This window comes from Kineococcus esterisolvens (genome assembly GCF_050871405.1).
GTDB lineage: Bacteria > Actinomycetota > Actinomycetes > Actinomycetales > Kineococcaceae > Kineococcus.
Map to the genome: position 1 here is coordinate 32,930 of NZ_JBJLRI010000033.1, position 10,552 is coordinate 43,481.

The 10,552-nt window shown below is 77.0% G+C and carries 10 protein-coding genes; 3 read left to right on the top strand and 7 right to left on the bottom strand.

Annotated elements, in window-relative coordinates:
* Nucleotides 1-3: 3 nt before the first annotated feature.
* The 5 genes from ACRYR8_RS11965 to ACRYR8_RS11985 all read right to left on the bottom strand — a co-directional run bounded on the left by ACRYR8_RS11965 (nt 4) and on the right by ACRYR8_RS11985 (nt 5,991).
* The gene (locus ACRYR8_RS11965; RefSeq protein WP_432483581.1) at nt 4-552 is read right to left on the bottom strand and encodes a Na+/H+ antiporter subunit E; all 549 of its coding nucleotides are present in this window, start codon (nt 550-552) and stop codon (nt 4-6) included.
* A complete protein-coding gene (locus tag ACRYR8_RS11970; protein ID WP_432483580.1) occupies nt 549-2,135 on the bottom strand; it encodes a Na+/H+ antiporter subunit D in 1,587 nt (528 codons plus the stop codon). The genes ACRYR8_RS11965 and ACRYR8_RS11970 overlap by 4 nt, the downstream gene beginning before the upstream one ends.
* Entirely contained in the window at nt 2,132-2,521 is a 390-nt protein-coding gene (locus ACRYR8_RS11975) for an NADH-quinone oxidoreductase subunit K (protein ID WP_432483578.1), read from the bottom strand. Before ACRYR8_RS11975 ends, ACRYR8_RS11970 begins: the two co-directional genes overlap by 4 nt.
* On the bottom strand, nt 2,518-5,493 hold the full coding sequence (locus tag ACRYR8_RS11980) for a Na+/H+ antiporter subunit A (RefSeq protein WP_432484773.1): 2,976 nt from the start codon (nt 5,491-5,493) through the stop codon (nt 2,518-2,520). The genes ACRYR8_RS11975 and ACRYR8_RS11980 overlap by 4 nt, the downstream gene beginning before the upstream one ends.
* Nucleotides 5,494-5,583: 90 nt before the next feature.
* Nucleotides 5,584-5,991 carry a gamma-glutamylcyclotransferase family protein gene (locus ACRYR8_RS11985; RefSeq protein ID WP_432483720.1) on the bottom strand — a complete coding sequence of 136 codons (408 nt, stop codon included), beginning with the start codon at nt 5,989-5,991 and terminating at the stop codon, nt 5,584-5,586.
* 157 nt (nt 5,992-6,148) lie between these two features.
* Between ACRYR8_RS11985 and ACRYR8_RS11990 the strand changes: the two genes are divergently transcribed.
* Nucleotides 6,149-7,588: an NAD(P)H-quinone dehydrogenase gene (locus ACRYR8_RS11990; protein ID WP_432483575.1), complete on the top strand. Its 1,440-nt coding sequence runs from the start codon at nt 6,149-6,151 to the stop codon at nt 7,586-7,588.
* A gap of 60 nt (nt 7,589-7,648) precedes the next feature.
* Here ACRYR8_RS11990 and ACRYR8_RS11995 read toward each other — a convergent pair whose 3' ends face one another.
* Nucleotides 7,649-8,659: an alpha/beta hydrolase family protein gene (locus tag ACRYR8_RS11995; protein WP_432483573.1), complete on the bottom strand. Its 1,011-nt coding sequence runs from the start codon at nt 8,657-8,659 to the stop codon at nt 7,649-7,651.
* A 27-nt stretch (nt 8,660-8,686) separates the two neighbouring features.
* Here ACRYR8_RS11995 and ACRYR8_RS12000 point away from each other — a divergent pair, with 27 nt between their 5' ends.
* Complete coding sequence (locus tag ACRYR8_RS12000) at nt 8,687-9,274, top strand: GNAT family N-acetyltransferase (protein WP_432483571.1); 588 nt, start codon at nt 8,687-8,689, stop codon at nt 9,272-9,274.
* Nucleotides 9,271-10,074 carry a PaaX family transcriptional regulator gene (locus tag ACRYR8_RS12005; protein WP_432483569.1) on the top strand — a complete coding sequence of 268 codons (804 nt, stop codon included), beginning with the start codon at nt 9,271-9,273 and terminating at the stop codon, nt 10,072-10,074. Before ACRYR8_RS12000 ends, ACRYR8_RS12005 begins: the two co-directional genes overlap by 4 nt.
* A gap of 99 nt (nt 10,075-10,173) precedes the next feature.
* On the opposite strand, the gene ACRYR8_RS12010 is transcribed toward ACRYR8_RS12005, so the two are convergent.
* Nucleotides 10,174-10,446, bottom strand: a complete 273-nt coding sequence (locus tag ACRYR8_RS12010) for an MMPL family transporter (RefSeq protein ID WP_432484777.1) — start codon at nt 10,444-10,446, stop codon at nt 10,174-10,176.
* Nucleotides 10,447-10,552: the final 106 nt, after the last annotated feature.

Here is a 10,552-nt window from a genome sequence, read left to right on the forward strand (position 1 = left end):
CCGTCACCGCGTCCCCCCTCCCTGCGCCGTGCGCCCGCGGCGCGCGCCGTCCCGCGGTCGCGCCGGCGGGAGGGCACGCCGCACCTGCTCCTCCAGCCGCAGCACCTGGTCGCGCACGGCGCCCGGCACGTCCTCGTGCGGCCCGGTGACCGGCACGTGCACGTAGAGGGTGGCGGCGGGCAGGTCCAGGTCCACCGTCAGGGTCCCCGGCACCAGCGTGAGCAGCTGCGCCACCGTCACCACGACCGAGTCGCCGCCCCCGCGCAGCCGCACCGCGACGATCGCCCCCGCCGGCGCCGGGCCCGGGCGCAGCGACAGCCACGCCACCTGGACGCTGGAGCGCAGCAGGTCCGCGGCGACGTGCCCGGCCAGCAGCACCAGCCCCACCGGCGAGAGCCGCCGGCCCGCGGGAGCCGCGGGCAGCGGGAAGACCAGGGCCAGCAGCACCACGACCAGCACGCCCCCGACGAGGTTCAGCCGGGTCACCCCGCCCCACAGCGCCAGCCACACCAGCAGCATCACGGCGCCCACGAGCCAGCGCGAGATCCTCACGGCTCACCCCCGGCGTCGTCCACGCCGCCCACGACGCGCTGGTAGCGCTGCGCGTCCGTGGTGTCGTCCGCCGCGCCCTGCGCCACCGCCAGCAGCGGGCCACCGGCCAGGGACAGGCCCGTCACCAGCACCACCACCCCCGTGGTGGCCGCGACCATGGTGCGCCGCGGCCGGTGCGGGTCCCGGCCGCCGGACCGCTCGCCCCGCTCCCGCCCGTCCGGCTCGGCCCCCGGCCCCGCGTCCCGGCCGGCGCCGTCCGCGAGCCCCAGCCGCCCGGACCAGAACACCGCCGACCAGACCCGCGCCACCGCGTACAGGGTCAGCAGGCTCGTCACCACCGACGCGACCACGAGCACCCACGCGTCCCAGCCGCCGTCGGCCACACCGGCGCGCAGCAGCGCCAGCTTGCCCAGGAACCCCGAGAACGGCGGGATGCCGGCCAGGTTCAGCGCGGGCAGCAGGAACAGCAGCGCCGTGCCCGGCGTCACGGCCGCCAGCCCGCCCAGCCGCCGCAGCGACGTGGTGCCCGCGCGGTGCTCCACCAGGCCCACCACGAGGAACAGCGCCGTCTGCACGAGGATGTGGTGCACGGCGTAGAACACCGCCGCCGCCAGGCCCGCGGTGCTGCCCAGCCCCACCCCGAAGAGCATGAAGCCGATGTGGCTGACGAGGGTGAAGGCCACCAGCCGGCGCAGGTCGTGCTGGGCGACGGCGCCGAGGATCCCCACCACCAGCGTCGCCAGCGCCACCCCCAGCAGCAGCAGCCGCAGCGTGCCCGCCCCGAACAGCAGCTCGTGCGTGCGCACGATCGCGTACACGCCCACCTTCGTCAGCAGGCCCGCGAACACCGCCGCGACCGGTGCGGCCGCCGCCGGGTAGCTGTCCGGCAGCCAGCCCGACAGCGGGAACGCCGCCGCCTTGATGCCGAAGGCCACCAGCAGCACCAGCTGCAGCGCCGTCGCCACCGCCGGCGGCAGCGCGGCGATGCGCCCGGGGAGGTCCGCCATCGCCACCGTGCCGGTGGCGGCGTACACCAGGCCCACCCCGGTGAGGAAGACCATCGAGGACACCAGCGAGACGATCACGTACGTGGCGCCCGCCCGGATCCGGGCCCCCGTGCCGTCCAGCGTCAGCAGCACGTAGCTGGCGGTCAGCAGCACCTCGAAGCCGACGTACAGGTTGAACAGGTCCCCGGCCAGGAACGCGATGCACACGCCGGCGGTCAGGGCCAGGTAGGTGGGGTGGTAGATCGACACCGGGGCCGAGCGCACGTCGCGGGTGCGGCCCTGGCCGATGGAGAACACCATCACGGCCAGGGTCACCACCGACGAGGTCAGCAGCAGCAGCGCGGAGAGCCGGTCCGCGACCAGGCTGATGCCCACCCCGCCGGGCCAGCCGCCCACCGTGACGTGCTGCGTGCCCTCGGTGACGGCCAGCACGAGCAGCACCGCGGCCGAGGCGGTCACCCCCGCCAGCACGACGAGGGTCACCGTCCGTTGCAGGTGGCGGCGCTGCCCCAGCGCCAGCGTGACGGCGCACCCGGCGAGGGCCAGCAGCACCGGCAGCGGGACGAGGACCCTCACGTCCGCTCCTCCCGGCCCTCGCCGCGGGTGCGCCGCAGCGCTCCGGCGTCGCGGACCACGTCGTCGCCCTCGAGGCGGTGCAGCCGGTGCGCCAGGGACAGCCCGAAGGCCGTCACGGCGAAGGTGATGACGATCGCGGTCAGGACGAAGGCCTGCGGCAGCGGGTCGGCCGCCGAGGAGAGCGTCTCCTCGGTGATCCCGCTGCCGGCGCCCACCACCGGGGCCGGACCCGCCGGCCCCGCCGCGGAGACCAGCAGCAGGTTGACGCCGTTGCTGAGGACCACCACCCCCAGGACGGCGCGGCTCAGGTGCCGCGAGGTCAGCATGTACACGCCGACCGCCACCAGCCCCGCCACGGCCACCGTGAGCACCACCGTCGGGCTCACGAGCCCACCCCCTCCGCCACCTCGTCCGGGTCCCCGCCGCTCGCGCTGCCGCGTTCGCGCTCCTGCTGCTCGTCCACCCCGGCGCCCAGGCTGCGCAGCACGTCCAGGACCGTGGCGACCACGACCAGGTACACGCCCACGTCGAACCCGAGCGACGTCACCAGGTGCACGTCGCCCAGCACCGGCACGTGCAGGTCCAGCACCGCGCTCTCGAACGCCTGGGCGCCCAGCGCCAGGGGAGCGGCACCGGCGACCGCGGCCACCAGGAGCCCCAGGCCCAGCAGGACCCCGGCGTCCACGCGGGCCGCCTCGCCCAGCTCGTAGCGACCGCCCGCGACGTAGCGCAGGAACAGCGCCACCCCGGCGACCAGGCCGGCGGCGAAACCGCCCCCCGGGCGGTCGTGCCCCACCAGCAGCAGGTGCACCGAGACGACCATGACGACGCCGAACACGAGCCGCACCGCGACCTCCAGCACCGCCGAGCGCCGGCCCGGGGGCAGGGTGGCCGCCGCCGGCAGCCACGGGCGCTGCGGGGCGCTGTCCGGTCCCGGGTGCAGGTCCTCCTCCTCGCGCCAGGTGGAGGCGATCGAGGCGTCGGTGCCCCCGCCGTCGGCGCCCCCGCCGGCGTGCCGCAGCGCGGGGGCGCGTCCGGTGCGGTGCCGCAGGAAGACCATGCTCGCCACGCCCGTGGCCGCCGCCGTCAGCACCGTGATCTCACCGAAGGTGTCCCAGGCGCGGACGTCGACGAGGATCACGTTGACGACGTTCTCCCCGCCGCCCACCTCCACGGCGAGCCGGGCGACCAGGTCCGCGACCGGCTCCGCGCCGCGTGCGCCGAGCGCCACGGCCGACAGCAGCGCGGCGACCGCGCCGGCACCCGCGGCCGCGGCCACCCGCAGCGCCCGCGACGGCCCGCGCCCGCTGCGCCCCGCCGGCCGGTCGAACCTCGGCGGCAGCCCGCGCAGCACCAGCAGCGCCACCCCGAGGGTCACGGTCTCCACCAGCGCCTGCGTCAGCGCCAGGTCCGGCGCGCCCGCCACGACGAACAGCCCGGCCAGCGCGTACCCGGACACGCCGACGACGAGGAACGCCGAGCGGCGGTTGCGCAGCGCCGCGGCGGCGACCGCGGCCCCCAGGCACAGCAGGGCCAGCAGCGGCTGCGCGGGCGCGTCCCACGCCCGCCACCCGCCGGGCCAGGCACCCGCCGCCACCGCCAGCACCAGCCCGGTGCCCGGCCCGGCGACCACGGTGAGCGCCACCACGACCACGTACTGCGGCAGCGACCCGCGCTGGTGGGCGCGGGTGGTGCGTGCAGCGACCGCGTCCAGCCCGCGCAGCGACACGTCCTGCACCCGCCCGGCCGTCAGGTCGCGCAGCGGGCGCACCGCCAGCCGCTCCTGCAGGCGCAGCACCGGCCCGCGCGCGGCGAACAGCAGGGCCGCGCCGCCCAGCGCGACCGCCGAGGCCAGCAGCGCCGGGGTCAGCCCGTGCCACAGCGCCAGGTGGTAGGCCTCCTCGCCCTCGGCGGGGCGGTCGGCCGCCACCGCCGACACCAGGGCGTCCACCGGCCCGGGCACCAGCCCGGCGAGCAGGCCGCCGAGCGCCCCGGCCGCCGCCGGCAGCACCAGCGCCGCCCCCGGGCGGTGCAGCGCGGTGGGCTCCGCCCCGGCCCGGTCGCCGAAGGCGCCCCACACGAACCGGGCGCTGTAGGCCGCCGTCAGGACCGAGCCGACCACCAGCACCACCAGGACGACCAGGTCCGCGGTGCCCCCGTGCGCGGCGAACGCCTCGAACCCCGCCTCGTGGGCGATGAACCCCAGCGTGGGCGGCACCCCCGCCATCGACGCCGCGGCCAGCACGGAGACGACCAGCAGCGGCCGCGCGCTGCGGTGCAGGCCGGACAGCTCCCGCAGGTCGCGGGTGCCCGCCGCGTGGTCGATCGCCCCCGCGACCATGAACAGCGCCGACTTGAACATCGCGTGCGCCAGCAGCAGCCCGGCACCGGCCAGCGCCGCGGTGCGGCCACCGGCCCCCAGCAGCACCACCATGAACCCCAGCTCGCTGACCGTGCCGTGGGCCAGCAGCAGCTTCAGGTCGTGCTGGCGCAGCGCCCGCCACGCGCCCACCACCATCGTCGCCGCCCCCACCGCGACGGCCCCGGTGCGCCACAGCGGCACCTGCTCGAACACCGGCGCGAACCGGGCGACCAGGTAGACCCCGGCCTTCACCATCGCCGCGGCGTGCAGGTAGGCGCTCACCGGCGTCGGGGCCACCATCGCCCCCGGCAGCCAGGCCGTCACCGGCAGCAGCGCGGACTTCGTGATCGCCCCCACCAGCAGCAGCGCGGCCGCCGCCGCCACCGCCGCGGTCGGCTCGGGCGGGTCCGCCAGCAGCTGCGAGATCCGGGTGGTGCCCGCCTCGCGGGCCAGCAGCAGCACCCCCACCAGCAGCGCGAGGCCGCCCGCGGTGGTCACCAGCAGCGCGTGCACGGCCGCGCGCCGCGCCTCGCCGCGCTCACCGCCCCCGCCGACGAGCAGCCAGCTCAGGACGGTGGTGACCTCCCAGCACACGTAGAGCAGGACCAGGTCGTCGGACAGGACCAGGGCGAGCATCGCGCCGGCGAAGCCCACCAGGAGGGGCACGGTGCGCCGGCGCGCCGCGGCCTCCTCCTCACCGGCGAAGTAGCCCGCCGAGTACGCCAGCACCAGCGCACCCACCCCGGCCACCACGAGCACCATCAGCCCGGACAGCGCGTCCAGGCGCAGGGCCGCCGACAGCTCCAGCCCCGGCACCCACGCCAGCTCGGCGGTGCGCACCGCCGAGGGGCCGTCCACCGCCCACACCCGCAGCAGCCACACCAGCGCCGCCAGCGGTGCCAGCGCGGTCAGCAGGGCTCCGCGGGTGCCCCAGCGCCGCACCACGGGGACGGCGAGCAGGGCACCCGCGGCGTGCAGGATCAGCAGGAGGGCCATGGCCGGGCCCACGCTAGGGCGGGCCGCCGGATCCGGCCCGTCGAGCGGGCCCGCGGGGGGTGCGCCCGGCGGGGGTGCGGGCCCAGGGGGTCAGGCGTCGTTCGAGCGGCAGGGCCGCGCGCGCAGCGCCAGCACGTAGTCGTGCGGCGCGCCGCCGGCCTCCGCGGCGTCGGCCAGAGCGCCCAGGTAGCGGGCCGTGGGCAGCCCGCCCTCGTAGTCGTCGAGCACGTACGTCCAGGCCACCACGTCGCCGTCGAGGGTCTCGACCCGCACCTTGACCCTGCGGAACACGCCCAGGGCGGCGCCCTCCACCTCGTCCAGGCGCTCGGCGTCGGCCTCGGCGATGTCGTACAGCGCCACGTACACCTGCTCGCCGGGGGCCTCCACGACGGTGGCGACGGGGCCCTGCCAGCTGCGCTCCTCCCCGCCGAACGTCAGGCGCCAGCCCAGCAGCCAGCCCGTCGAGCGCAGCGGGGAGTGCGGGGCCTTGCGGCCCATCGTCCCCGGGTCGAGGTTGCTGGCGTACGCGGCGTACGCGGCGCGGGCGGGCACGTGGGCGGGCACGAGGGAAGACTGTAGGGCGCCGCGCGGGCCCCGCGGTGACCGGTGGTGCCTCGGGGTGACCGGTGTCGGGGCCGTGCGCGACCATGGTGCCGTGAGTCCCACGAGCGCCTCCCCGATCGCCCAGCGCCAGCGCGTCGCCGTCCTCGGCGGCGGGCCCGGCGGCTACGAAGCGGCCCTGGTGGCCGCCCAGCTGGGCGCCGACGTCACCGTCGTCGAGCGCCAGGGCCTCGGCGGGTCCACCGTCCTGACCGACGTCGTGCCCTCCAAGACCCTCATCGCCACGGCCGAGACCATGACCACGGTGGCCGGCGCCACCGAGCTCGGCGTCCGCTTCCCCGGCGGCGCCACCGACGACGAGGAGCCCGCCGGGGCCGTCAGCGTGGACCTGGCCCGGGTGCACCAGCGCGTGAAGTCGCTGGCCCTGTCGCAGTCCGCGGACGTGCGCGCCCGCCTGCAGAAGGAGGGCGTGCGGATCCTGTCCGGCGAGGGGTGCCTCGACGGGCCGCAGGCCCTCGTCGTCGCCGACGGGCCCGACGCCGGTGAGCGCGTCGAGGCCGACGTCGTGCTCGTCAGCACCGGCTCCAGCCCCCGGACGCTGCCGGACGCGCAGCCCGACGGCGAGCGCATCCTCACCTGGAAGCAGGTGTACGACATCGAGGAGCTGCCCGAGCACCTCATCGTCGTCGGCTCCGGCGTCACCGGCGCCGAGTTCGCCAGCGCCTACGACGCCCTCGGCGCGCACGTCACCCTCGTCTCCAGCCGCGACCGCGTGCTGCCCGGCGAGGACGCCGACGCCGCCGAGGTCCTCGAGCAGGTGTTCCGCCGCCGCGGCATGGACGTCGTCTCGCGCTCGCGCGCGCAGAAGGTCGAGCGCCACGGCGACACCGTCACCGTGACGCTGTCCGACGGGCGCACCCTGGAGGGCTCGCACTGCCTGGTCGCGGTCGGCGCGATCCCCAACACCGCCGGGCTCGGCCTGGAGGAGGCCGGGGTGTGGACCTCGGAGTCCGGGCACATCGACGTCGACAAGGTCTCGCGCACCTCCGCGCGCGGCGTGTACGCGGCCGGCGACTGCACCGGGGTGTTCCCGCTGGCGTCGGTGGCGGCCATGCAGGGCCGCATCGCCATGTGGCACGCCCTGGGGGACACCGTCGCCCCGCTGAAGCTGCGCTCGGTCTCCTCCAACGTCTTCACCTCCCCGGAGATCGCCACCGTGGGGTGGACGCAGAAGCAGATCGACTCCGGCGAGGCGCAGGGCGAGATCGTCAAGCTGCCGCTGTCCACCAACGCGCGCGCCAAGATGCTCGGCATCCACGACGGCTTCGTGAAGCTGTTCTGCCGCAGCGGTTCGGGCACCGTCATCGGCGGCGTGGTCGTCGCCCCGCGGGCCAGCGAGCTGATCTTCCCGCTGACGCTGGCGGTGGAGAAGCGGCTCAACGTCGACGACGTCGCGCACGCGTTCACGGTGTACCCGTCGCTGACGGGCTCGCTGGCCGAGGCGGCGCGGCAGCTGCACGTGACGGGGGAGTAGCGGGACGCCCGGTGGCGCCTGCCGCGGCGGCGGTGCCGCCCGCTCCGTCATCCCGCTCCGTCAGCCCGGGGCGACGCCCTCCAGGAAGTCGCGGTAGGTGTCGAGCACCCCGGGCGCCAGCAGCGCCCGCGGCCAGAACGTCCCCGTGAGCAGGCCGAGCGCGTCGGAGTCCTCCACGACCGGGCGGGCCATCGAGTGCGCCGCGCGGAACCTGGCCACGGTGACGTCGTCGCCGAGGATCCGCCGGTAGGTCGACCCGGTCTCGGCGACGTCGACGTTGCGGTCCTCCGTGCCCAGGGTCAGCAGGACGGGGACGTGCCGGTCGGCCGAGGCCTGCAGGTCCGCCGTCGCGTCGGAGCGGAAGTTCCGCAGCGCGAAACCCCAGCGGTCGGCGTCCAGCGGTTCGGGGTCCGTGGTCCGCGCGAGGTAGCGGTCGTGGTCGGCCCCGGACTCCAGCAGTTCGCGGGTGCGGTCGCTGACCTCGACGGCCTCCCGCCGCGCGGGTGCGGCTGCGCCGTCGTGGTCGAGCTCGGCGAGCAGGTTGAAGCGCCCCTGGCGCAGCCAGTTCACCGCTGGGCTGACGGCCACGACCGCGTCGACGTCCGGGCGGGAGCGCACGACCTTCGGCAGCACCCACCCCGCCTGGCTCGCGCCCCAGAGCACGACCGTGCCCGTCGCCAGTCCCGGCTGCGCCGAAGCCCAGTCCAGGACGTGGGAGACCTCCGCGGCGCGCTCGTCCATGTCCTGCCGCAGCCAGTTCCCCGTGGAACCGCCCACCCCCGGCTTGCTCCAGGACAGCGTCGCGAAACCCGCGTCGGCGGCGGCCTCGAACCACGGCCGGTACAGGCCGTCGTACGTCGCGTCGACCGGCCCGTCGCCGTGCACGAGCACCACGAGCCCGCGGGTCGTGCCCTCCGGGTGGGCCACGACCGCCTCGAGCGAGCCTCCGGGCACCGGCACGCTCACCCGTTCCTCCTCGAAGCGGTACTCGTTGCCGACCGCGAGGAGGAGTCCGAGCGCCAGGGCGAGGCCGGCGGTGGCCGCGACGACTCGACGTATCTTTTTCCGCACGTTCGTAGCGTATGCGATAGTTGCCGGGTGGACATCACCAGGGGTTTCACGCGGGACGAACGCTCGCGGGTGGGCGAGCTGTACTGGGAGGCGTTCGGCGCCAAGCTGTCGCACGCCTTCCGCGACGGCGGGACGGGCCGGGCGGAGGTCACGGCCGCCCTGGTCGCCGACCGCTTCCTCATCGCCCGGGACGGCGCCGACGTCCTCGGGGTGTGCGGCTTCCGCACGGCCGGCGGGGGAGCGGTGCACTGGTCGTGGCGCGCGACGCGGTCGCGGCTGGGCTGGCCGGCGGCGGTCAGGGCGGTGGCCGTCCTCGCGCCCCTGGACCGCAGCGACGTCCCCGGCGTCCTGGTCCTGGACGGTCTGTGCGTGGCCGCGGAGCGTCGCAGCGCCGGCACCGGGTCGGCGCTGCTCACCGCGGCGCTCGACCTCGCGGCCGCGCGCGGCGACCGGGCCGTGCAGCTGAGCGTGGTCGACACCAACCCTCGGGCCGAGGCCCTGTACCGGCGCCGGGGCTTCACCGTGGTCGGCCGGGGCGGGACGGGCCCCCTCGCGGGGCTCTACGGCTTCCACCGCTACCGCACCCTGCAGCGCCCCGTGGGAGGACGACCGTGACGACCGGCGCGGGGGACGCCGTGACGCCCTCGCCGCGGACGGTGATCGAGGCGACCCTGCCGCTGCGGGGCGAGGTCGGGCTCGACCTCGTCTACGGCACCGCCAACGCCGTCGGGCTGCAGGACCAGCCGGTCCGGCTGGCGATCCGCCGGATGGTCGCCGCGGGTGAGCTCGTGCAGGACGGCCGGGGCCGCGGTGGGAGCCTGCGGCTGACCGCCGCGGGGCGGGAACGGATCGACCGCGACCGGTTGGCGCTGCGCCTGGCCCGGGCCCAGGACGTCGGGGCGGCCCCGTGGGACGGCGCCTGGCGCCTGCTCGCGGTGAGCGCCGAGGAGTCCGCCCGGTCCGTGCGGGACGCGTTGCGCCGCGACCTGGTCGCCGCCGGTGCGGCCGCGGTGTCCACCGGGTTGTACGCCAGCCCGCACGACCTGACCCCGCTGCTCGACGCGACCGACCGGCGCCACCTCGTCCTGGCCACCGCGGGGCACCTCGACGTGCGCGGGACCACCGAACCGCTCGCCCTCGCCGAGCGGCTGTGGCCGGCCGCGCCCGTGGACCGGGCCTACGACGTCCTCGCCGACGTGCTCGACCGGCCTCCCGCGCAGGACCCCCTCGTGCAGCAGGTCCGGCTGGCCGACGCCCTCGAACGGGCGGTCCGCGACGATCCGCTGCTGCCCCTGAAACTGCGCCCGGACCCGTGGCGACCGGCTCAGCTGCGCCGGCGCTGGTACGCGGCGTGGGCGTCACTGGCCGACCGCCTCGGCGAACGCGCGCTGCACCGCGACTGGCTGGGCACGTGACGGGTCCCGCACCGGGCGCCCGGAGCGACGCCCGGTGCGGGAGCCGGTGGTGCTGAGGTGCTGGGCGAGGTGCACGCCCACCGGCGGGGGAGGGGCCGTTCAGGCGTCGACCGCCTCACCGCGCACGGTTCCGGCCGCGCCGCCCTGCGCCGGCACCGCCGGCCGGCCGGGACGCCCGCCGCCGCGCCGGCCCATCAGCCGCAGCGCCGCGGGCAGCACGAGCCCGCGCACCACGGTGGCGTCCAGCAGCACCGCCACCGCCAGCCCCACCCCCAGCTGCTTCAGGCCCAGCTCCGAGAGCGTCCCGAACAGCGCGAACACCGCCACCATCACGGCCGCCGCGCTCGTCACCACGCCCGCGCTGCGCGCCACGCCCACCCGCACGGGGGGGGGGGGGGGGGGGGGGGGGGGGCGCGGCCCCCGCGCCCGCGCGCCCCCCCCCCCCGCCACGACCAAACAAACACAAACCCACACCACC

Excerpts from the sequence above, each read along its gene's own strand:
- ACRYR8_RS11985 (WP_432483720.1), bottom strand. The coding sequence starts at position 5,991 with ATGGGCCGCAAGGCCCCGCACTCCCCGCTGCGCTCGACGGGCTGGCTG.
- ACRYR8_RS11980 (WP_432484773.1), bottom strand. The coding sequence starts at position 5,493 with ATGGCCCTCCTGCTGATCCTGCACGCCGCGGGTGCCCTGCTCGCCGTC.